Origin of the sequence: Variovorax sp. RCC_210, assembly GCF_041355175.1 — a bacterium.
Lineage (GTDB): Bacteria > Pseudomonadota > Gammaproteobacteria > Burkholderiales > Burkholderiaceae_C > Variovorax.
In genome coordinates this window covers 69999-91420 of sequence record NZ_JBFUPJ010000004.1, presented here as the reverse complement: position 1 = coordinate 91420, position 21422 = coordinate 69999, and the positions used below count along the sequence as shown (strand labels likewise).

Genomic DNA, 21422 nt, shown 5'->3' with positions numbered 1-21422 from the left:
ATGCGCTCGCACTCCAAACTCCCGCCCCGGCTTCGGCTCCTCCCGCTCACCATCGCGGCCCTGTGCGCGGCGGCCGGCGCGCCCGTGCATGCGCAGCTCGCGGTGGGCGCGCTGCCCACGGGCTGGAACGTCGGCTCGGGCAATGTGTCGATCGTGCAGAACGGCAGCACGCTCAACATCCAGCAGCTCACGCCGCAGGCGCTGGTCAACTTCGCCACCTTCAATGTGGGCGCGGGCGCGCTGGTCGACATTCGCCAGCCCGGCGCCGCCGCGGCGCTGCTGGCGCGCACCACCGGCGGCGACCCCTCGCAGATCTACGGGCAGATCAAGGCCAACGGCGCGCTGTGGCTCATCAACCCGGCCGGGATCATGGTGGGCCAGGGCGCGCGCATCGACGTGGGCAGCTTCATCGCGAGCACGCTCAACGTGAGCGACAGCGACTTCCTGGCGGGCCGGCTGAACTTCAAGGCCGGGGGCACGGCAGGCGCGGCGGGTCCGGCGGGTGAAGTGCGCAACGCCGGCACCATCACCGCGGCCAGCGGCGGCAGCATCTACCTGGTGGCGCCCCGCGTCACCAACACCGGCACGCTGAACGCGCCCAACGGCGAAGTGCTGCTGGCGGCGGGGCAGAACGTGCAGCTGGTGGACACCGGCACGCCCGGCGTCTCGGTGGCCATCACCGGCGCGGCCGGCGAGGTGAAGAACTTGGGGCGCATCGCGGCGGAAGCGGGTCGCATCGGCCTCGCGGCGGGCCTGGTGAGCAACAGCGGCAGCATCAACGCCGACAGCGTGGTGCGTGAAGGCGGGCGCGTGTTCCTGCGCGCCTCGGGCGACCTGAAGACCACCGCTGCCTCCGACATCAGCGCCAACGGCACCACCGGCGGCAACGTGCAGCTGTACGCCGACGGCGCGGCCCGCATCGACGGGCGCGTGTCGGCCACCGGCAGCGCGGGCCGCGGCGGCTACGTCGACACCTCGGGTAAGAAGTCGCTCGACGTGGTCAACGCGCCGGTGGTAGGCAAGGGCGGCGAGTGGCACATCGACCCCTTCGACATCGAGATCGTGGACGGTTCCCTGGGCAGCGGCACCAGCGGCGGCATCGAGAACGGCCAGAGCGTCATCGTGTCGAACGAAGGCGGCGCGCGCATCGGCGCGAACACCATCAAGGCGCAGCTGGACGACGGCGTCAACGTGTCGATCACCACGGGCGCGGGCCCGGGCGAGTTCGGCGCCGGCGACATCACCGTGAACGGGGCCATCGTCAAGACCGGGGCCGTCGACTCGACGCTCACGCTCAACGCGAGCAACAACATCTACATCAACGCGGCCATCAGCAGCAGCAAGAGCACGCTCGGGCTCAACCTGAACAGCAACCTGGCGAACGCAGACGCCAAGGTCAGCCATGCGGCGCAGCTCAACGCCAACCTCGACCTGCACGGCGGCGTGCTGACGGTGTCGCAAGGCGAGGGCACGGGCAACGGCACGCTCGACATCGTCGGCGGCACCACCTTGCTGAGCATGCCGACGTCGGCCATCGTGGCGGACACCGTCAACGTGGGGGCGAACGGCACGCTCGCGGTGAACCGCGCGGGCTCGGCCCTGTCGGGCGCGCTGAACAACGCGGGCACCGTGTCGGTGGGCGGCGGCACCGCGCTGTTCGACCACAGCGGCACGCACAGCGGCACGTTCAACGTGGCCGCGGGGTCGAGCGCATCGTTCTCTGGCGGCCACAGCTTCAACGCGGGCACCGTCTTTACCGGCATGGGCACTGTCGAGTGGGCCGACAGCGTCAACCTGGGCACCTCGCTCAGCTTCGGCAAGGGCAACGGCGCGCTGGTGATGCACGGGCTTTCGGTCTCCACCAGCAACGCCAGCGTGCTCACCACGCAGGGCATGGGCAACGTGGTCGACAGCCAGATGGACCTGCAGGGCGGTGCCACCTGGGTGAACAACGGCAGCGTCGACGTGCGCGGCGACGGCGCCATCATCGTCTACCAGGCGGGCAACCGCTTCGAGAACAACGGCACCGTCACCACCTCGGGCACCTTCGACAACGTGCTGGTGGGTTCGACGGCTGCGAGCACCTTCGTCAACAACGGCACCATCGTGAAGAACGGCGTGGCCGCGCAGAACTACTTCGACATCACCAACACCGCGGGCAGCACCCTGCGCGTGGACGCGGGCGAGTTGCTGCTGCAGCACTCCACGCAAGGCGGCACCGTGCAGGTGGCGGCCGGCGCGCACGCCACGTTCTACGGCCTCGCGCTGAACAGCGGCGTCGTGTTCTCGGGCGCTGGCGCCGTCACGTGGAACGGCGCGGTCACGCTGCTGGGCGACGTGGACATCGGCGCGGCGGCGCCTGCGCTGTCGGGCGGCCCGCTGACCTACCTGCAAGGCAACGGCCACCAGTTCACCACGCGCAACGTGGTGAACATCACCGACAACGCCAGCTGGGTGCTGACCGACGCCACGACCTGGAACAACCTGGGCAGCGTGAACGTGGGCACCGCGGGTGCCGCGCGCGGCGAGGTGGGCCCGGGCACGCTCGAGTTGCAGGGCAGCGGCGCCTTCAACAACCGCGCGGGCGCCGCGCTGACCGTGTCGCCCGGCTCGCAGTTGCGGCTGGCCGCCACCGGCGTGGTCACCAACGACGCCGGCGGCACCGTTCGCCTGGTGAGCGATGGGTCGGACTCGGGCCCGGTGTTCCGCAACCCCGCCAACGGCCATCTGCTGAACAGCGGCACCGTGGTGAAGAGCGGCGTGGGCAGCACCGCCGCGCCGCTCACCAACCTGGCCGGCGGCACGGTGCGCATCGAAGAGGGCGAGCTCGACGCGCGCATGGGCGCCGACAACCCGAACAACGGCGCCATCGTGCTGCTGCCCGGCAGCACGCTCGGCAGCGGCGACACGCACCTCTACAACAACGGCAGCATCACCGGCAGCGGCACCGTCGCGCTGGGCGGCGACGCCACGCTGTTCAACAACGGCACGGTCGCCCCCGGCAGCGCGGACGCGCTGGGCCGGATCGCCGTGCAGGGCAGCTATGTGCAGGGTGCCAACGGCGTGCTGAACATTCGCCTGGGCAGCGACGGCGTCGACCTGCTCGACATCGACGGCGCGGCCACGCTGGGCGGCACGTTGAACCTGGGCACGCTCGGTGGCTTCATGCCGGCGAACGGCGCCATGGCCGACTTCGTGGTGGCGCGTGGCGCCGGCAGCGGCACCTTCGCGCAGGTCAACGCGCCCGGCCTCGCGTCGGCCAGCAGCACGGCCACGCTGAGCGTGAGCTACCCCGCGGCCGGCGCGAGCGAGGGCACCGTGGCGCGCGCCACGGCCGCCGTGCTGCCGTCCGTTGGCGTGTGCACGTCGAACGCCGCGCTGCCCGGTTGCGACAGCGTGCTGCCGACGCTGGCGCAGTGCGTGGCCAACAGCATGCTGGACGGCTGCTCGGCCCGGCTGCCCAGCGTGGCCATGTGCACGGTGAGCCCGTTGCTGCCGGGGTGCCCGTCGCCGCCGGTCGCCACGCTGCCGCCCGCGCCGGTGCCTGCACCCGCGCCGTCGGCCGACATCTGCACCATCGCCCCGAACTCGGCGCTGTGCCAGGTGCTGTCGCCGCCGACCGCGTCCCAGCCGGTCAAGCCGGTGCAGCAGGCGGCCGACGAGGTCATCAAGACCGTGGTCGCGTCGCAGCCCAAGACCGATTTCGACCAGGTGGCGTTCCTGGACACGAAGAAGACCGCGACGCCGGGTGGTACGTCGGCGTCGGGGTCCGGCGGTGACACAAAGAGCGACACGAACAGCGACACGAACAGCGACACGAACAGCGCCGGATCGAAGACCGGCACCGTGAACGAGCCCGCCAAGAAGATGTATTGCAACTGAGGCAGACCCACGCATGAAAGCAACCCCATTCCTCGCAGGCCTGCTGGCCTTCGCCTCGTTCGCCCTCATGGGCGCGGCCCAGGCCCAGGGTGCGTCGCCGGTGGTGGGCACCGTCGCCAACCTCTCGGGCGTGCTGGTCGTTCGCACGGCCGAAGGCGCCACCCGGCTGCTGGCCGTGGACTCGCAGATCCGCCAGGGCGACACGCTGACCACCGAGAGCCGCGCCTACGCGCAACTGAAGTTCAGCGACGGTGCCGAGCTGGTGCTGCAGCCGCAGTCGATGCTGGTGGTCACGCGCTACAGCTACGACGCCGCGCAGCCGCAGCGCGACGGCATCGAGCTCGGCCTGGCGCAGGGCGGTTTCCGCAGCACCGCTGGCGCGGTGGGCCAGCGCAGCAAGGACGCCACCGTCATCAACACGCCCATGGGCGCGCTCAAGGGCAACGCCAGCATGGTCGTGTCCCTGCAGCAGCCGTGAACCGCACTCACCTTCGCGAGACACCGATGAAAAAACGCTTCCTTGCCCTGCCTGCAGCGCTTGCCGTGCTGGCCACCGCCGCGATGCCTGCCCTGGCGCAGCAGGCGCTGCCCAAGACCCCTGTCTCGACCCCGCCGCTGCCGCCGGGCCTGTACGTGCAGGTGATCGACGGGCTGATCAACGTGACCAACAAGGGCGGCAGCCAGACCTTTGCCCCAGGCCAGTTCGGCTTCACACCCACGCCGGTGCAGGCGCCGGTGGTCGTGCCGAAGAACCCCGGCCTGCAGTTCACGCTGCCGCCCGCGTTCAGCGCACCCCCGACGGTCACGGGCAGTTCCAGCGGGCCCAAGTCGAACGCCGTCGACTGCGAGGTGCGCTGAGCGCTCACGCCGCGGCTTGTGGCCGTGGCGGATGCGCCGGATGTTGCGCCCGCGCCCGCGTGCGAAAGCGCCCCGGGCTCTCGCCGATCTCGCGCTTGAAGGCCGCGCTGAACGCCGTTTCCGACTGGTAGCCGATGCGCTCAGCGATGCGCGCGATGCCTTCGTCGCTGTGGCGCAGCGCGTTGCGCGCCACCGTCATGCGCCAGCCGCCCAGGTACTCCAGCGGGGTCGATCCGGTCAGCGCCTTGAAGCGCACCGCGAAGGCCGTGCGCGACATGCCCGCGGTGTGCGCCAGCCGCTCCACCGTCCACGGCTGCGCGATGTCGCCGTGCATGCGCGACAGCGCCTGGCCGATGCGCGCGTCGGCCATCGCACCCAGCCAGCCCTCGGGCTGCGGCGCGTTCGCCAGGTACACGCGCAGCGCCTGCACCAGCACCAGCGCCGCGAGGTGGGTGCGCGCGATGGAGGCGCCGGGGCGCAGCTCGGCCGTTTCCCAGCTCATCAGGTCGAGCAGCCCCGCGAGCGGTCGCGTGCCCGGGTCGCTGGCGCGCAGGTGGATGAGCGGCGGCAGGTGGCGCAGCAGCAGCTCGCCCGCTTCGCCGTCGAGCGTGAAGCGGCCGGTGGCCATGGTGACCATCGGGGCGCTGGCCTCGTCGCCTTCCGTCTCGCTGCCTGTGCCGTGGCCCTCGAAGCGCATCACGCCGTCGGCGCCGCGGTGGTCACGGCTGGCCTGCACGCCGTCCTGCAAGGGGCCCGGCGGGTCGCTGCACGCCATGAAGGGCTGGCCGTTGGTCAGCAGGTAGAAGTCGCCGGCCGCCATGGAGACGACATCGGCCGCGGCATCTGCCGTGTTTTCGATCTGCATCCGCAGCCGCCCCGTGAGCACGCAGCCCAGCTTGATGTGCGAGGCATAGCGCGGATACCGAAAGCCCCAGCGCCCGCGCGCCTCGAAGCGCGAAGACAGCGTGCTGCTCACCGTGAGCATCGACAACACATCGGACAGCGGATCCATGGTCTTTGGCTCTTTGTGTACGGTTGAATAGGAAAAGCGCTATTTTGATTATTCAATCATTCAGCGCCAAGCGCGAGCATGGGCGCATGACCACTTCCGACACCTCCGACACCTCCAGGGCCCCACTGTCCCGCTACGCCATCGTGCTGGGCCTGCTCACCGCCATCGGCCCCAGCGCCATCGACATGTACCTGCCCGCGCTGCCCGCCATCGGCCGCGCGCTGGGCGCCGATGCGCATGCGGTGCAGGCCAGCCTGATGGCCTTCTTCATCGCCACCGGCGCGGGCCAGCTGGTGGCGGGGCCGCTGTCGGACATGTTCGGGCGCAAGCGGCCGATGTACGTGGGCCTGGCGGTGTTCGTGCTGGCCAGCATCGGCTGCGCGCTGGCGCCGGGCATCGGCACGCTCATCGCCTTTCGCTTCCTGCAGGGGCTCGGCGCCTGCGCGTGCATGGTCACGCCGCGCGCCGTGGTGCGCGACCTGCACACCGGCACCGAGGCGGCGCGGCTCATGTCGCTGCTGATCCTAGTCTACAGCGTGTCGCCCATCCTCGCGCCGCTGGTGGGCAGCCTCGTGGCCGAGGCGGCCGGCTGGCGCGCCGTGTTCTGGGTGATCGGCGCGCTCGCGGTGCTGGCCGTGGCGATGGTGGCGGCGCTGCTGCCCGAAACACGCCCGCCCGCGGCGCGCGCGCAGAGCAGCCTGCGCGGTGCCATGGCGGGCTACGGCGTGCTGCTGCGCGACCGGCATTTCCTGGCCGTGGCCTTCATGGCCTCGCTCACGCTGTCGGGCTTTTTCGTCTACGTGGCCAATTCGTCGTTCGTGATGAGCACGCACTTCGGCGTGTCGCCGCGCCTGTACGCGGTGCTGTTCGCGCTCAATGCCGTGTCGATGATCGCCGCCTCGCAATTCAACGCCCGGCTCGCCGCGCGCTTCGGCATCCGGCGCGTGCTGCGCACCGCGGTCGCCGTGCATGCCGGAGTCGCGGCGGTGCTGCTGGTGCTGACGCTGGCGGGCGTCGACCGGCTCGGCGTGCTGGTCGCGCTGCTGATGGTGGTGTACGGCCTGAACGGCGTGATCGTGCCCTCGGCCTTCGTGGTGGCGATGGAAGGGCACGCGGCGCGCGCGGGCACCGCGTCTGCCTTGCTCGGTACCTTGAACTTCGCGGGCGGCGCGGTGGTGGTGGCGCTGGTGTCGCCGTTCGCCGATGGCACGCCGCTGCCGATGGTGGCGGGGATCGCGGGGTGTTCGTTCGCGGTGGTGGTGCTGGCTTTGCGTGGGTTGGGTGCGCCGCCTGTCTTGGCGCCCGTGCTTGCGCCTTCACTAGAGCCTTCGGTCAAAGTCCCGCCAGCCTCCGAAGCTTGCCGATGAGGCCCGGCACGCGGCCCTGGTCGGCGGCGTCGGGCCGGAAGAACATGGGCAGCTGGTCGACGAACGATTCGTCGGCCAGCAGCGCGTCGAACTCTTCCCGTATGAAAGCCTTCGCGGCCTCCGGCGCCTCGTCGACCTCGCCGCAAAGCTCGATGCGGCCATCGACCAGGTTGACGATGTCTTCCATGTCGTGGTGCATGTAGTCGCCGTTGCCGCGGCCGTGGAAGGCCACGAGCTTGGTCGCGACGAACAGCGGCGCGGACACCACCAGGATCTCGAGCGCGCTCGGAAGCCGCAGCTTCGTGGCCGACCTGACGACCTCCGCATACCAGCGGTTCGTGGAGTGCCCCAGCACGTGCTCGTGCGAGGGCATCACGTCGAGAACGAGGTCGCCGTGCTTCCAGCGGCACATGTTCGCCTCGTCGGGGCATTCCCGGAAGCCCTGGGCCCGGAGCTTGGGAATCAGCGCCTGGTAGTACGCGCCGATGGACGCCACCTCCGCCACCAGGTCGACATCGATGGTCTGTCGAACGGGTGGGCGGCCGCGGTCGGTGATGAGCAAGCCGACCGAGCAGCCGCCGACCAGCACCAGCTCTTCCCGCAGCGGCCCCAGCGCCTGCGCGACCAGCTCGACGATGGTGACGTTCGGGTCTTGCAAGCTCACAGCAGTTCGCCCAGCCGTTCCAGCGCCATTTCGCGTTCCCTGGCCGCACCCACCCTGACGGCGTCGAACAACGAGAGCACGGCATAGAGCTTGGGGTCCAGCCTCGCGGCGGCGGGCACGCCGGGATGCAGCGCGGTGAGGCCCGGCCCCCAGCTACCGCCCTCTGTGTCGGGCCACACCGGCGGCAGGTTCGCGGACCCTTCGAACAGCGGGGCCAGCACGGGTCCGCCGATGGCCGTGGGCAACCCGCGCACCATCGCGCCGAGCTGCCCCGGAAAGCTGTACTTCGCGCCGTACATCACGAATTCCCTCACGGCGGGCTTCGACGCTCGCAGCGAGCCGGATGCCCGGCTGAGCAAGCGGGCCTGCTCGGCGCGGCGCGCCGAACCGTGGATCAACGACACGGCGATGCCGAGCTCGCTTGCCAGGTCGACCAGCAGGAAATCCTTTCCCGGGTTGACCGCCACCTTCAGGACCAGCAACAGGTCCTGCGGCTTGAGCGCGAGTTGCTTGCTGTTGTTGCCGGCCATGGATTCCTCTTTCTGGAAACTGGAAAAAGACGGTTATGCGCACGCTGGACAAACGGTAGCAGGAATTTTCGTGTTTCTGGAAAAAAGAAATTGCTGAAAATCGCCTGAAGCTGCGTATAAATTCCAAAACTAAGTTTTCAATATACTTAAATAAGTTTAAACATACAATTGACTCCTGTTTTCCCAGACGTTCTGAAACGGAACCACGATGGCCGAACCCCGAAAAAAGAGCCCACGCGCGCCCTCGATGGCGTTGGACGAAGCGCTGGACCGGGCGATGAAAGCCTATGACAAGGAGCGACTGCGCCCCGCGTCCACCGACGAGATCGCGCAGCACATCGGGTACAACTCCGCGAACAACGGCGCTGCGTTGAGCGCGCTGGCGTCGCTGCGCTACTACGGCCTGCTCGAACGCCCGCGCGACGGCGTGCTCGCGGTCAGCAGGGACGTCGAAGCGTTCCGGTTTGCGTCGTCGGAAGAACTGCGTCGCGCCTTCATGTTGCGCTTCCTGCGAACGCCGCCCCTGTTCGCGGAGTTGCTGGATGCGCATCCGGCAGGCCTCCCCGTGGAGAGCGAGCTGAACGCCGAGCTGCTGCAGCGTGGATTCCTGCCGGCTGCCGCGACGGCGCTGGCCGAGGTGTTGCAGCGGTCCGTGGATTTCGCGCGTTACTTCGATGCACCCGAGCCCGCGGAGCGTACCGAGGCGCCAGAGGCGGACGCCGGTTCCGCGCCGCATCCTCCGCAGCGCGAGCCACAACCCGAGCCACAACCCGAGCACCAGGCTGCGGGGGACACGCCGTTGCACGACCGCATTCCGATACGCCTGCCGGGCGGCCGGCGTGCCTGGCTGGAGATTCCGCCCGTGTTCTACGAAGCGGACAAGGCGAGGATCAAGGCGCAGATCGATCTGCTGCTGACCGAAGACGGGGACGGCGCCTGAGACGAGCGGCAGCCGCCAACGGACTTACACCCCCAGGTACCGCGTCCACAAGGACCGATCGGCGTCCAGCGCCGCCGAGTCCCCCTGCCACACCACCCGCCCGCGCTCCAGGATCACGTGCCGGTTCGCCAGCGGCAGCAGGCGCTGCACGTACTTGTCGACCACCAGGATCGCTTCGCCCTCGGCTTTCAGCGTGGCGATGCAATGCCAGATCTCCTCGCGGATGACCGGTGCCAGCCCTTCGGTGGCTTCATCGAGGATCAGCAGGCGCGGGTGCGTCGACAGCGCGCGCGCAATGGCCAGCATCTGCTGCTCGCCGCCCGAGAGCTGGTTGCCCGCGTTGGCCTTGCGCTCCGCGAGGCGCGGAAACAGCCCGTACAGCGCCTCGACCGTCCAGCGCGGCGCGCTGCCCGGGCGCGGCCGCGCGAAGGCGCGCAGGTGTTCTTCCACGCTCAGGTTCGGGAACACATGCCGCCCCTCGGGCACGATGGCCACGCCGCGCCGCGCGATGGCATCGGGCTTCATCGACTTGTCAGGCCCGCCGATGGCCGCGCCGCCGAAGTGCACGCTGCCGCGCATCGGCGAGAGCGTGCCGGTCAGCACCTTCAGCAGCGTGCTCTTGCCCATGCCGTTGCGCCCCAGCAGGGCCAGCACCTCGCCGGGGCGGATGTCGATGTCGATGCCGAACAGCACCTGGCTGGCGCCGTAGCCGGCCTCGATGGATTTCGCTTCGAGCAATGTGGATGCCGCGCTCATGAATGTCCTTCTGCCTCGGTACCCAGGTACACGGCCTGCACGTCGGGGTGGCCGCGCACTTCGTCGGCGGTGCCGCTCATCAGCACCTTGCCCTGCACCAGCACCGTGAGGCGGTCGGCCAGGCGGAACACGGCGTCCATGTCGTGCTCGATCAGCAGGATGGCCATCGACGCACGCAGCGACTCGATCAGCTCCACCATGCGCGCGGATTCGTCGGGGCCCATGCCGGCCATGGGCTCGTCGAGCAACAGCAGCTTGGGTTCAGCGGCGAGCGCCAGCGCCACGTCGAGCGCGCGCTGCGCGCCGTGCGGCAGCGTGCCCGCGATGCGCGCGCGTTCGTTGCCCAGCCCGACGCGGTCGGCCAGCGCCACCGCACGGTCGACCAGGCCGCGCTCCTTCGCGCGCGGCGCCAGGAAGCGCAGGCTGCTGCCCGCATGGGCCTGCGCGGCGAGCATCAGGTTGTCGTGCACGGTCTCTTTCGGGAACACGCGCGTCACCTGGAAGCAGCGCGACATGCCCGCGGCCACGCGCTGGTGGTCCTTCAGCGCGGTGATGTCCTTCTCGTCGAGCAGCAGCCGGCCGGCGTCGGCCTTCAGCAGCCCGGTGATCAGGTTCACCAGCGTGGTCTTGCCCGCGCCGTTCGGCCCGATGAGCGCATGCACTTCGCCGCGCTCCACGGTGAGGTTCACATGGTCGGTCGCCAGCAGGCCGCCGAAGCGCTTGACCAACCCTTCGATTCTGAAAAGGCTCATGGTGCGTTGCCCGCCTTGGCTTCGGTCGAGAGCGTCGGGGTCAGGGTGGTGGGCACGCGGCGCTTGTACAAGGCGGCCAGCCCCTTCGGTGCCCACAGCGCGACGGCGATCAACAGCAGCCCGAGCGGCATGTGCCAATGGTCGGTGTGCTGCTTGAGCACCTCTTCGAGCAGCAGCCACACGACCGCGCCCACGGGCCCGCCCCAGCTGCGCCCCAGCCCGCCGATGACCACCATCACCAGCAGCGTGGCCGACTGCGTCCAGTGCATGGTCGCCGGGCTCACGAAGCCGTTACCGCCCGCCAGCAGCGCGCCCGCAAGGCCGGCGATGGCGCCCGCGATGGCGAAGGCCACCAGCTGCAGCCGGAACACCGGGTAGCCCAGCGCGCGCATGCGCGTCTCGTTGTCGCGGATGCCCATGAGCGCGTGGCCGAAGCGCGACTGCGTGGCGCGGTGCAGCCACCACAGCGCCAGCGCCACGATCACCAGCACCACCCAGTAGAAGTTGGCCTCGTTGCCCAGGTCCAGCCCCGGCAGCAGCACGGGCCGGCTCATGAGCGTGTAGCCGTCGTCGCCGCCATAGCGGCGCAGCGACACCACCACGAAGTACAGCATCTGCGCGAAGGCCAGCGTGGTCATGATGAAGTACACGCCGCGCGTGCGCAGCGCCACCGTGCCGATCAGCGCGGCCACCGCGCCCGCGACCAGCGCCGCGGCCGGCCACAGCAGCCAGCCCGACACCACGCCCGCCTCGCTCAGCGCCACCAGCGTGTACGCGCCCACGCCGATGAAGCCCGCGTGCCCCAGCGCCACCATGCCGCCGAAGCCGAGAACGAAGTTGAGGCTCGCGGCCGCGAGCGCCACGACGAGCACGCGCCGCACGAAGCCGATGTAGAACTCCAGCCCGAACAGCGGCGCCACCAGCGGAAACACCGCCAGCAGCACCAGCAGCAGCCCGAGGCCCAGGTAACGAGGAGATGACAGAAGAGAAGGCTTCATGCGCGCGCCGAGAAAAGACCGGAGGGCCGGAAGATGAGGACGACCACCATCAGCGCGTACATCGCGACTTCGGCAAACAGCGGCCCCAGGTCGGCCGCGGTGGCCGGCGGCAGCGTGGCGCGCAGCAGCATCGGCACGAATGCGCGGCCGATGGTGTCGACCACGCCCACCAGCAGCGCGGCCACGAAGGCGCCGCGCACCGAACCGATGCCGCCGATCACCAGCACCACCAGCGCCGGAATCAGGATGGCCTCGCCCATGCCCACCTGCACCGCGACGATCGGCCCCATGAGCGCGCCCGCCAGCGCGGCCAGCGCCGCGCCCAGCAGGAACACGCCGTTGAAGATGCGGCCCACGCGCACGCCCATCAGCTCGGCCATCGGCCGGTCCGACGCGCCCGCGCGCACACGCATGCCGATGCGCGTGTGGTTCACCAGCAGGTACAGCGCCAGCGCCACCAGAAGCCCGCCGACCAGGATCACCAGCCGGTACGAGGGGTAGGGCAGCCCGTCCATCAGGTTGACCGGCCCGGAGAGCGCGGCGGGCGTCGGCGCCATCACCGGCGAGGGTCCCCACGCCATCGTCACGATGTCGTCGGCCACCAGGATCACGCCGAAGGTCGCGAGCACCTGTGCCAGGTGGTCGCGCGTGTAGAGGCGGCGCATCAGCAGCACCTCGAGCAGCAGCGCCACCATCACCGTGACCGCCACCGCGATGACGATGGCCGCGGTGAACGAGCCCGTGCGCGTGTGCGCCTCGGCCGCCACGTAGGCGCCCGCCATGAACAGCGAGCCGTGCGCGAGGTTCAGCACGTCCATGATGCCGAACACCAGCGTGAGCCCCGCGGCCAGCAGGAACAGCATCAGCCCGTAGCCGAGGCCGTTGAGCAGCTGCTCTAGAACAAGAATTCCACTCATAGAAGAACCAACAGGTGTGCCTGCATTGTCATTCGAGGAACACCGAGGAACCGGCTTCGCCGGGCCTCAGGTGTTGCCCCCGGTAGGGGGAAGGAGAAGCGACACGAAGTGCGCGCAGCCTGGGGGCGAGCTTTATTTCAGTGGGCACTTGTCGGCGTAGCTGTCGCCGTAGTTGGTCAGCACCGTGTTGATCAGCTTGTTCGTGACCTTGCCTTGCGCGTCCTTGCCGATCACGCGCAGGTAGAAGTTCTCGATGGGGTAGTGGTTGTTCGCGTACTTGAAGCTGCCGCGCGTGGACGCGTAGTTGGCCTTCTTCAGCGCGGCCACCACGGCCTCGCGGTTCTGCGCGTTGCCGCCGGCCTGCTTCACGGCCGCGTCCATCGCGAGGATGGCGTCGTAGGCCTGCGCCGCGTACACCGACGGGTAGCGGCCGTTGTATTCCTTGCGGAACGCGGCCACGAACTGCTTGTTGGCCGCGTTGTCCAGGTCGTGCGCCCAGTGCGAGGTGTTGAACAGGCCGAGCATGGGCTCGCCCACGGCGCCGATCACGTCCTCGTCGGCCGAGAAGCCGCTGGTGACCAGCGTGATGTCCTTCGACAGGCCCGCGCCCACGAACTGCTTGATGAAGTTGATGCCCATCGCGCCGGGCAGGAAGAAGTAGATGGAGTCGGGCTTGGCCGCGCGCAGCTGCGCGAGCTCGGCGGCGTAGTCGATCTGGCCGAGCTTGGTGTACAGCTCGTCGGCCACCTGGCCCTTGAACTGGCGCTTGAAGCCGCCCAGGGCGTCCTTGCCGGCCGGGTAGTTGGGGGCGATGAGCACGGTCTTCTTGAAGCCGCGGTCTTGCGCGAACTTGCCGGCGGCCTCGTGGAACTGGTCGTTCTGGTAGGCGGTGCCGAAGAAGTAGGCATTGCACTGCGCGCCCGCGAACTGGCTGGGGCCGGCGTTGGCCGACAGGTAAGGGACCTTGGCGTTGAACAGCGTGGGGCCCACGGCCAGCGCCACGTTGGAGCCGATGGGGCCGCTGAAGATGTCGATCTTGTCGCGCTGGACCATGCGGTCGACCAGCTGCTTGGCCTGGTCGGGGCTGCCGGCCATGTCGGCCTGCACGAACTCCACGTCTTGCCCGCCGAGCTTGCCGTTGAGCTGCTTGATGCCCAGCGCGAAGCCGTCGCGCGCTTCGGCGCCCAGCGCGGCGAATGGCCCTGAGATGTCGAGGGCCAAGCCCACCTTCACCGGCGCGGCCAGCGCCGACACCGAGGTACCGAGGGCTGCGCCGCACAGCAGCAGCGAGAGCAGGGTGCGCGGCAGCGCGGGCGACTTCGGGGACAGGTGGCTCATGGATTCTCCGGCGAGGAATGGTGAAACGAAGCACCGGCGCCGCTCCCTGCGGCACCGTCAACATCGAACCGTTGATAGCTAAATACTTTAACCATAAACAATTCGGTGTCAACGGTACTAGCACGAATGGTGCCAGTGCTTCATGTCACTTCCTGGTGCGCGCGCCCGTTTCGCCGGGTGGGGCGCGGGCCTTTTCAGCGGGTCAGCCGAAGGGGTTGGCCGTGGCGAACCACAGGCCGATGCCGGTCGCGATGATGAAGGCGCCGTCGGTCACGCCCGCCACCAGGAAGAACTTGGTCTGCAGCGTGTCGACCAGCTCGGGCTGCCGCGCGGTGCTCTCCAAAAACTTCTGGCCGACCAGCCCGATGCCCAGGCACGAGCCGAGCGCGGCAACGCCGATCAGCAAGGCGACGGCGAGGGGAAGGATGTTGAAGCCGGTCATGGTGTTTTCTCCTGGTGGTTAGTGAATCGATGGAGGTACTTTCCCAGACCGGCTGCGTGCGGTCGATGACCTGGGAGGTCATGCGCGGGGCGCAGCGCGAACGAAAAAAAGCCGCCCCGGGGGCGGCTTTCGAAAGGAGCAAGCTCGCGTCGATCGCTCAGGGAACCTGCGCCCAGTTCTGGTTGTTGCCGCCGTTGCAGGTCCAGGTGATGAGCGCGGTGTCCTGCGTGGTGGAGCTGTTGGGCACGTCGAGGCACGAGCCCGAGGCCCGGTTCTTCAACGCCCCGCCGACCACGCTCCACTGCGCGGTGTTGCCCACCGAGCAGGCCACCTGCACCACCGGCGCGTTGGTGGTGGCCGTGCCGTTCTGCGCCAGGCACAGCCCGCTGTGCTCGGCCACGAACTGCACGTAGCCCCCGAGGATCGGCGTCACCGTGAACTTCTCGTGGCTCGCGTTGCCGCAGGGCCATTGCACCGCGGTGGTACCGCTGGCCGCCGCGCCGCCCTTGATGTTCACGCACATGCCGCTCAGCTCCGAGCGCAGCCGCGCCACGAAAGGCGGTGCCGTGTCCAGCGAGCGCACGTACTCGCGCAGCGCCACCACGTCCGATGCCGGCAGGCTCGACGCGTTGCCATGGCCGCCCGCCAGCACGTCCTGCAGCGTGGCCGCCTGCCCGTTGTGGAAGTACGAGGCCGCGTTCCACGTGCCCGACAGCGTCGGCGTGTCGAAGCCCGTGCCCGCCAGCGGCAGGTTGCTGCCCTTGCCCGACGAGAGCTGGATGGTGCCCACGTCGTGGCGCAGCCCGTCGCGCAGCGTGCCGCCGGTGTGGCAGGTGGCGCACTGCGCGGTGTTGAACACGGTCTGCCCGCGCACCGCCTCCACGCTGAGGTTGCCGTCCGCCATGCGCGCCGGGCTGCGCATGTACTTGCTCAGCGAGTTCAGGTAGGCCGCCAGGTCGTCCAGTTGCGCGTTCTTGCCGGCCTTGGGCGCGCCCAGCGGGTCGGACGTGGCCGCGAAGTCGGCGTTGCTCAGGAAGCCGGTGCCGCCGAACTCGTTGCGGATGTCGTTCTCGAAGTCCTGCAGCTCGTCGAAGTTGGCCGTCCAGTGCAGCTTGCCGTGGCTGGTGCCGCGCTTGCCCTGCAGGCTGATGGTGCGGCGCAGGCCTTCTCCGCGCTGGGTGAAGTCCCACACCATGCCGTCGTCGCCCCCATCCGCATGGCAGCTCGCGCAGGAGATGTAGTTGTCCTTGCTCATGCGCCGGTCGGAGGCGTTGTAGAACACCTGCTTGCCGCGCAGGGCCGCCGCGGCCAGGGGCTCGCTGGCCACCGTCTGCACGGTCTGCAGGAAGGTGGGCGCGTTGCTCTCGGCGCTCAGCACCGTCGCCACGTCGTGCACCGTCACCGAGCGCGCGAGGAAGTTGTTGACGAACAGCCGCTTGCGCACCGCGTCCAGGTACAGCCCATGCGGCGCGCTGCTCGCGTTGATCTCGCCGCGAACGGAGCGCGTGTAGCTGTCGACGATGGCCACGCGGTTGCCCTCCATCTGCGCCACGAACAGGTAGTCGCCCGCCGGCGAGAACAGCGCGGCGCGCGCGGGTGCGCGGTCGTCGAAGTCGATCTGCTCGTCGAACCTCTCCGCCGCCTGCTGCAGGTCGACCTGCGACAGGATGGAGCGCACCGTCTGGTCGTGCACCAGGTTGTTGCCGTCCCTGAACTTGCCGCGCACGATGTTGTCCTTCTTCGAAGGCAGCACGGCGCGCGTGCCGTCGGGCGAGATCACCACCTGGCTCAGGTAGTTGGCCACGCCGCGCGCGCGACTCTCGGTGTCCACCGTGGTGGTGTCCACCGGCAGCGCGATGACGCCGATGGCGCTCAGGCCCTGCAGGTTCACCTTGTGCAGCTGGCCGCCGGTGAGCTTCGACTTGAAGCGCGTCACGTAGGCCACCTGCGAGTCGGCGCTCACCGCAATGCCGCGCACCTCGCCCTGCAACGGCACGGTGCCGGTGGCGTTGCCGTTGGCCGGGTCGAAGCTCATCAGCGCCGACTTGCTCTCCAGCGTGAGCAGGCCCTTGGTGCCGTCGGGCGTGAAGACCACGCCGTAAGGGCCGCTGCCGTAGCCCAGCGACACGCTGGCCGACACGGCGCCGTCGGCCGCGTTCAGCGCCACCAGCTTGTCTTCGCCGTGCACCGACACCCAGATGCGGCCGTCGGGCCCCACGGCCAGCGTCTTGGGCTCGTCGCCCACGCGCGTTTCCCAGCGCTTGGCCAGTGTCTGCGCGTCGATGGCGGCCACCGTGCCGCTGTCGGGGTTCACCGAATACACCGAGTTGGCGTCGCCCGCGATGTTGGTGGTGTGCGTGGGCGCGCGCGCGGTGACCGGCGCGATCACCGTCACGTTGTAGGTGTAGTAGGTCTCGCGGCCCTGCGCGTCGCGCACCGTGAGCGTCACCGTGTAGTGGCCGGGGCTCGCGTAGGTGTAGGTGTAGTTCGGCTGGTTGGAGAAGGCCGTCTGCGTGCCGTTGCCGAAGTTCCAGCGGTACTGCGCGCCGTTGGCGCCCAGCGTGGCGGGGTTGAATACCAGCTGCCCGTTGACGACCTTCGGCCCGCCGCCGATGCCGGGGTCGCCGATGATGGCCTGCGCGCGCAGCGCGGCCACCTCGGTGTCGTTCAGCACGCGGCCGTACACGCGCACCTCGGCCAGCGTGCCCTTGAAGAGCGCGGTGTTGCCCTGGATCTGCCCCAGCAGCTGGAACTTGTTCGACAGCCCCTTGTTGCCCGTGAGGCCGGCCGAGGTGGTCTTCGCGCCGTCGACGTACACCGCTTGCGCGCCCGAGGCCGCGTCGCGCGTCAGCACCACGTGGTGCCAGGCGCCGTCGTTCACCACCGCGGAAGAAGCAGTGCCGCCGTCGTTGCCCACCGACAGCTTGATGCGCCCGGTGCTGTCGAGCCAGCCCCAGAACACGTCGTCGGTGCCGTTGGCCTGGTCGCGCCCGAACAGGCCGGGCGCCGACCACGCGTTGCCGGCGCCCGGCTGCGTGGTCTTCATGTAGAAGCTCAGCGAGGCGGTGCCGCCCAGCACGGTGGCCACCGTGTCGTTCTTCAGAGGCACGCCCGCGGTGCGGTTCGCAAAGCTCAGGCCGATGCTCTCGAAGGCATCGCCGGTGGCCGGCGTGCCGTTGTTGGCGCCGATCTGGTCGGACAGGTTGCCCGCCAGCGTCCAGTGGTGCATCAGGCTGATATCGGTCGCGTTGCCGGTGTGGAACACCGACCTGTAGTCCGCGCCGATGGCGTTGCCCGCATAGTCCTTCAGGCCGTTGGCCGGCAGGAACACCTCGTAGCTGGTGCCCGGTTGCAGCGGCTGCTCGGGGTGGAAGTTGACGATGCCCAGCTGCACGCTGTACGTGCCCGCCAGCGTGTTGCCGCCCACCGGCCGCACGATGAAGGTGTTGGCGTTCACGCTCTCGGGGCGGATGTTGTCCGTCATGCCCAGGCCGATGCGCGAGCTCAGTGCCTGCTGCCTGGCGCCGTTCACGGGCGAGACCTGCTTCACTTCAGGCTTGGTGGTGTCGGGGTCGACCTGGTGAACGATGAAGCCGCTGCCCGAGCCGTGGTCGTTGCCCACGAAGACCAGGTTGCCGAACATCGCGACCTGGCCGTTGTCCGAGTGCGAGAAGTTCGGGTCGTCCTCGCGCAGGATGCTGCCGCGGCCCACCTCCACGTGGTTCAGCGGATTGCTCACGTCCACCTTGTGGATGCGGGTCTGCGCGCCCTGGATCACGTAGTTGTCCTGCGTGGCGCAGTACAGCTGCTCGTCGATGACGAGCCGGTTGTCCTCGGCCACGAAGCGCGAGCGGTCGCTCAGGTCGTAGCTGTACATCTTCGCGCCGCTGTTGCGCGTGGAGGCATGCAGGTTGCGCCCGTCGAAGCAGGTCGCGTAGTAGAACGGCGTGCTGCCCACGATGGTGTCGAGCACCTTGGGGTTGAGCGGGTCGGAAATGTCCAGGCTCGCGAAGCCGCCGTTGCTTTCCATCGCGGTCAGCACCATGTGGTTGCCGATGGTGAAGATGGGGCCGATGCGAAAGCCGCCGAGCTCGCCCGTGGGAACCGGGTTGGGCTTGCCCGCGCCGCGGTTCGCGACCACGGCGTTGGCGGGGTCGGCCGCATCGACGATGAAGATGCCCCGGCCCGCCGAGGCCACGTACACGTAGGGCGCCTGCCACCACAGCTGCCAGGCCACGTTCTCGTAGTCGCCGCCGTTGACGCCGGGCAGCGCGAGCTTCTTCACCTGCTTGATGTCGTTGATGTCGCTGAAGTCCCAGAACTCGATGCCATTGATGCTGGGCAGCGTCACGTAGGTCTTGCCGCCGATCTTCGCGGTGCCGAAGGAGTGCGTCTCGCGGAACTCCTTGGTACGACCACCTGTAGCGTCGTCAGGCTCGTAGATCTTCTTCACCAGCTTGATCTGGCGCGGGTTCGACACGTCGTACAGCAGGAAGCCGCCCGGGCCGAGGCCGCTGTCCGGCGCGAAGGAGGTGAGGAAGTAGCCGTTGAGCATGATGCCGGCGTTCATGCCGTAGTCCTTGCGGCCCGGGTACGTGGCCGGCACCTCGCGCGACTCGTAGGCGCTGCTGTGCGCGGGGTCGAGCGGGTGCGCGGGGCTGGTGATCATCGACACCGGCTTGAAGAGCTCGGCCGATGTGTAGGTGAGGTTGCCGAGGCCCGGCCCCTGCAGGGGCAACGGGTCTGCAACGGCCTGGGCCACCGCGGTGGCCATGTTGTTCAGGGTCGTCATCGGACTGACCCCGGTGATTGCCGCATGCGTCAGCAGCGTGACGAATGGCAGCAGGAACGCCATCACGTAGTACCGGATTTTCATCGTCGCCTCCAGGTTGTTGGGTTCTCTCGACAAAGCGCGCGCGCAGGGGCGCACCCGGCCGGCGACGAGCCCGCCGCCGGCCGTACAGCCTCTCCCTCTCTCTCTCCCTCTCTCTCCTCTTTTTTTCTTCGACGGCGGGCAGGTCGTCAGTTCACGTTGCCCTTGCGCTCGTTTGTGCCCTGGGCTTCGCGCTCGCCGCCCGATTCGTAGATGTCCCACGCCGCCTTGGCGCTCGCGCCGCGGTGGATCATGGCCATCAGCGCATCCACCACCGCCGACGGGTTGGCGTGCTGGTACACGTTGCGCCCGTACACCATGCCGACCGCGCCCTGGTCCATCAGCACGCGCGAGCGCGCGAACACCTGCTGCAGGTCTTCGCGCCCGCCGCCGCGCACGAGCACGGGGCAGCGCGCGGCCTGCACCACACGGTGGAAATCATTGGGGTCGGTGGTGGGGTCGGCCTTGACGATGTCGGCGCCCATCTCGCGCGCCAGGCGCACCAGCGTCACGATCTTTTCTGCGTCGCCGTCGACCATGTAGCCGCCTTGCTCGCTGTGCGGGCGCATCACCAGCGGCTCGATCATCAGCGGCATGCCGTAGCGGTCGCAGTCGGCGCGCACGCGCGCGATGTTCTGCACGCACTGGCGGAACAGGTCGGGCTCGTTGGGCAGCATGAACAGGTTCACCACCACACAGGCCGCGTCGCGCTGCACCGCGGGCAGCACCGGGTCGTGCTCGTTCTGCAGCAGCGCCCACATCACGCGGTGCGCGGTGGCGTTGTAGGGGTTGCCCATGTCGATGCGCTGCACCAGCGCGGGCTTGTCCCGGCCCGGGCGGTCCTGCAGCAGGTCGGCCTGGCCGTAATTGAGTTGCAGCGCGTCGGGGCGCGCCGCCACCAGCCTGTCGACGATCGCGGGCATGTCTTCCAGCCCGTTGAGGAACGAGGGCTCGTTGCACACGCCGTGGTCGAGCGCGATGTCCAGGCAGCGCCCGTTGTTCAGCAGCCGGTTCAGGCGTGCGGTCTTGTCCTTCGACATACGAAGAGGTCCTTGTGTGAGGTGTATGGGATGTGCGGGGATGTGCGGGGATGACGCAGATCGGCCGCTCAGGCCAGCGCGTGCAGGTGCCTGGCCGCCGCCGCGTCGATGAGCAGCAGCGCGTCGTCGCGCAGCGCGAGCGAGCCGGCGGCCGCGTTCTCGCTCGCCTGCTTGCTCACGCGCGCGCCGCACAGCGCCACCTGCACGCTGCCGCGTGCCAGCGTCCACGCGATCATCAGTTGGCCCAACGAGCATTCGAGGTGCTGGCGCAGCGGCTCCAGCTCGTCGAAGAAGGCCTTGAGCTTCGCGCGGTTCTGCGCGCTGAAGCGCGGGTTGCTGGCGCGCTGGTCGTCGCCGGTGAACTGGCGCGCAGGGTCGATGGGGCCCGCCAGCAGGCCGAGCGCCAGCGACGAGTAGCCCAGCACCGCCACGCCGTGCTCGGCGCACAGCGGCACCAGCGCCTGCTCGATCTCGCGGTCGATCAGGCTGTAGCGCTCCTGCGCCGCGTCGACCGGGCCGTACCGCAGGTACTCGGCCAGCGTCTCGGGGCTCACGTTGCTCACGCCGATGGCGCGGATCTTTCCCTGCTTCTTCAGCGCGAGCAGCGCATCCATGGTCTCGGCCACGGGCGTGGTGCTGTCCTGCCAGTGCGTGATGTACAGGTCGATGTAGTCGGTCTGCAGGCGCTTCAGGCTCTCTTCGCATTCATGGAAGATCGACTCGCGCCCCAGGTAGCGGTACACCGGGTGGCCGTCTTCTTCGAAGAATTGCGTTCCCTTCTGCGTGTGCCACACCAGCCCGCACTTGGTCGCGACCACGGCCTGCTGGCGGCGGCCCTTCAGCGCGGTGCCGACGATGCTCTCCGAGCGCCCGAGGCCGTAGGCCGGCGCGGTGTCGATCAGCGTCACGCCCGCGTCCAGCGAGGCCTGGATGGCCAGCACCGCGGCGGCGTTGTCCCCGCCGCCCCACATCCAGCCGCCCATGGCCCAGGTGCCCAGGCCGATGGCCGCGCATTCGATGCCCGAGGGGCCCAGGGTGGTCTTCTTCATCGAC

17 protein-coding genes are annotated in these 21422 nt (G+C 69.2%); 5 read left to right on the top strand and 12 right to left on the bottom strand.

Annotated features, from left to right (window positions below):
• The 3 genes from AB6807_RS15275 to AB6807_RS15265 are packed head-to-tail and all read left to right on the top strand — an operon-like array spanning position 1 to position 4740.
• Positions 1 to 3882, top strand: a complete 3882-nt coding sequence (locus AB6807_RS15275) for a beta strand repeat-containing protein (RefSeq protein ID WP_371085242.1) — start codon at positions 1 to 3, stop codon at positions 3880 to 3882.
• Positions 3883 to 3895: 13 nt separating this feature from the next.
• Positions 3896 to 4360, top strand: a complete 465-nt coding sequence (locus tag AB6807_RS15270; RefSeq protein WP_371085241.1) for a FecR domain-containing protein — start codon at positions 3896 to 3898, stop codon at positions 4358 to 4360.
• Between the two features lie 26 nt (positions 4361 to 4386).
• On the top strand, positions 4387 to 4740 hold the full coding sequence (locus AB6807_RS15265) for a hypothetical protein (RefSeq protein WP_371085240.1): 354 nt from the start codon (positions 4387 to 4389) through the stop codon (positions 4738 to 4740).
• Positions 4741 to 4744: 4 nt separating this feature from the next.
• Here AB6807_RS15265 and AB6807_RS15260 read toward each other — a convergent pair whose 3' ends face one another.
• Positions 4745 to 5752 (bottom strand): AraC family transcriptional regulator, encoded by a 1008-nt coding sequence (locus AB6807_RS15260; RefSeq protein WP_371085239.1) that lies wholly within the window; start codon positions 5750 to 5752, stop codon positions 4745 to 4747.
• 86 nt (positions 5753 to 5838) lie between these two features.
• Between AB6807_RS15260 and AB6807_RS15255 the strand changes: the two genes are divergently transcribed.
• On the top strand, positions 5839 to 7119 hold the full coding sequence (locus tag AB6807_RS15255) for a multidrug effflux MFS transporter (RefSeq protein ID WP_371085238.1): 1281 nt from the start codon (positions 5839 to 5841) through the stop codon (positions 7117 to 7119).
• Here the strand turns inward: AB6807_RS15255 and AB6807_RS15250 are convergent.
• A complete protein-coding gene (locus tag AB6807_RS15250; RefSeq protein WP_371085237.1) occupies positions 7085 to 7783 on the bottom strand; it encodes a hypothetical protein in 699 nt (232 codons plus the stop codon). The two genes, AB6807_RS15255 and AB6807_RS15250, sit on opposite strands and share 35 nt — an antisense overlap.
• Complete coding sequence (locus tag AB6807_RS15245) at positions 7780 to 8313, bottom strand: hypothetical protein (RefSeq protein ID WP_371085236.1); 534 nt, start codon at positions 8311 to 8313, stop codon at positions 7780 to 7782. The genes AB6807_RS15250 and AB6807_RS15245 overlap by 4 nt, the downstream gene beginning before the upstream one ends.
• A 208-nt stretch (positions 8314 to 8521) precedes the next feature.
• On the opposite strand from AB6807_RS15245, the gene AB6807_RS15240 reads away from it, so the two are divergent.
• Positions 8522 to 9253, top strand: a complete 732-nt coding sequence (locus AB6807_RS15240; protein WP_371085235.1) for a hypothetical protein — start codon at positions 8522 to 8524, stop codon at positions 9251 to 9253.
• Between the two features lie 24 nt (positions 9254 to 9277).
• Here the strand turns inward: AB6807_RS15240 and AB6807_RS15235 are convergent, their stop codons facing one another.
• The 9 genes from AB6807_RS15235 to AB6807_RS15195 form a co-directional block, all read right to left on the bottom strand.
• Entirely contained in the window at positions 9278 to 10009 is a 732-nt protein-coding gene (locus AB6807_RS15235; protein ID WP_371085234.1) for an ABC transporter ATP-binding protein, read from the bottom strand.
• Positions 10006 to 10761, bottom strand: coding sequence for an ABC transporter ATP-binding protein (locus AB6807_RS15230; protein ID WP_116912516.1), 756 nt, complete (start codon positions 10759 to 10761; stop codon positions 10006 to 10008). The genes AB6807_RS15235 and AB6807_RS15230 overlap by 4 nt, the downstream gene beginning before the upstream one ends.
• On the bottom strand, positions 10758 to 11759 hold the full coding sequence (locus AB6807_RS15225; RefSeq protein ID WP_371085233.1) for a branched-chain amino acid ABC transporter permease: 1002 nt from the start codon (positions 11757 to 11759) through the stop codon (positions 10758 to 10760). The genes AB6807_RS15230 and AB6807_RS15225 overlap by 4 nt, the downstream gene beginning before the upstream one ends.
• A complete protein-coding gene (locus AB6807_RS15220; protein WP_371085232.1) occupies positions 11756 to 12676 on the bottom strand; it encodes a branched-chain amino acid ABC transporter permease in 921 nt (306 codons plus the stop codon). The genes AB6807_RS15225 and AB6807_RS15220 overlap by 4 nt, the downstream gene beginning before the upstream one ends.
• 132 nt (positions 12677 to 12808) lie before the next feature.
• The gene (locus AB6807_RS15215) at positions 12809 to 14014 is read right to left on the bottom strand and encodes an ABC transporter substrate-binding protein (RefSeq protein ID WP_371085231.1); all 1206 of its coding nucleotides are present in this window, start codon (positions 14012 to 14014) and stop codon (positions 12809 to 12811) included.
• 202 nt (positions 14015 to 14216) lie between these two features.
• Positions 14217 to 14456, bottom strand: coding sequence for a F0F1 ATP synthase subunit C (gene atpE, locus AB6807_RS15210; RefSeq protein WP_012745530.1), 240 nt, complete (start codon positions 14454 to 14456; stop codon positions 14217 to 14219).
• Between the two features lie 157 nt (positions 14457 to 14613).
• Positions 14614 to 19332, bottom strand: a complete 4719-nt coding sequence (locus AB6807_RS15205) for an RICIN domain-containing protein (RefSeq protein ID WP_371085230.1) — start codon at positions 19330 to 19332, stop codon at positions 14614 to 14616.
• Between the two features lie 146 nt (positions 19333 to 19478).
• Positions 19479 to 20369 (bottom strand): class I fructose-bisphosphate aldolase, encoded by an 891-nt coding sequence (locus AB6807_RS15200; RefSeq protein WP_371085229.1) that lies wholly within the window; start codon positions 20367 to 20369, stop codon positions 19479 to 19481.
• A 68-nt stretch (positions 20370 to 20437) separates the two neighbouring features.
• A complete protein-coding gene (locus AB6807_RS15195; RefSeq protein ID WP_371085429.1) occupies positions 20438 to 21418 on the bottom strand; it encodes an aldo/keto reductase in 981 nt (326 codons plus the stop codon).
• Positions 21419 to 21422: the final 4 nt, after the last annotated feature.

Coding starts and splice junctions, on each gene's coding strand:
- AB6807_RS15215 (WP_371085231.1), bottom strand. CDS start 14,014: ATGAGCCACCTGTCCCCGAAGTCGCCCGCGCTGCCGCGCACCCTGCTC.
- AB6807_RS15255 (WP_371085238.1), top strand. CDS start 5,839: ATGACCACTTCCGACACCTCCGACACCTCCAGGGCCCCACTGTCCCGC.
- AB6807_RS15230 (WP_116912516.1), bottom strand. CDS start 10,761: ATGAGCCTTTTCAGAATCGAAGGGTTGGTCAAGCGCTTCGGCGGCCTG.
- AB6807_RS15220 (WP_371085232.1), bottom strand. CDS start 12,676: ATGAGTGGAATTCTTGTTCTAGAGCAGCTGCTCAACGGCCTCGGCTAC.
- AB6807_RS15260 (WP_371085239.1), bottom strand. CDS start 5,752: ATGGATCCGCTGTCCGATGTGTTGTCGATGCTCACGGTGAGCAGCACG.
- AB6807_RS15205 (WP_371085230.1), bottom strand. CDS start 19,332: ATGAAAATCCGGTACTACGTGATGGCGTTCCTGCTGCCATTCGTCACG.
- AB6807_RS15225 (WP_371085233.1), bottom strand. CDS start 11,759: ATGAAGCCTTCTCTTCTGTCATCTCCTCGTTACCTGGGCCTCGGGCTG.
- AB6807_RS15245 (WP_371085236.1), bottom strand. CDS start 8,313: ATGGCCGGCAACAACAGCAAGCAACTCGCGCTCAAGCCGCAGGACCTG.
- AB6807_RS15265 (WP_371085240.1), top strand. CDS start 4,387: ATGAAAAAACGCTTCCTTGCCCTGCCTGCAGCGCTTGCCGTGCTGGCC.
- AB6807_RS15235 (WP_371085234.1), bottom strand. CDS start 10,009: ATGAGCGCGGCATCCACATTGCTCGAAGCGAAATCCATCGAGGCCGGC.
- AB6807_RS15195 (WP_371085429.1), bottom strand. CDS start 21,418: ATGAAGAAGACCACCCTGGGCCCCTCGGGCATCGAATGCGCGGCCATC.
- AB6807_RS15200 (WP_371085229.1), bottom strand. CDS start 20,369: ATGTCGAAGGACAAGACCGCACGCCTGAACCGGCTGCTGAACAACGGG.
- AB6807_RS15240 (WP_371085235.1), top strand. CDS start 8,522: ATGGCCGAACCCCGAAAAAAGAGCCCACGCGCGCCCTCGATGGCGTTG.
- AB6807_RS15275 (WP_371085242.1), top strand. CDS start 1: ATGCGCTCGCACTCCAAACTCCCGCCCCGGCTTCGGCTCCTCCCGCTC.
- atpE (WP_012745530.1), bottom strand. CDS start 14,456: ATGACCGGCTTCAACATCCTTCCCCTCGCCGTCGCCTTGCTGATCGGC.
- AB6807_RS15270 (WP_371085241.1), top strand. CDS start 3,896: ATGAAAGCAACCCCATTCCTCGCAGGCCTGCTGGCCTTCGCCTCGTTC.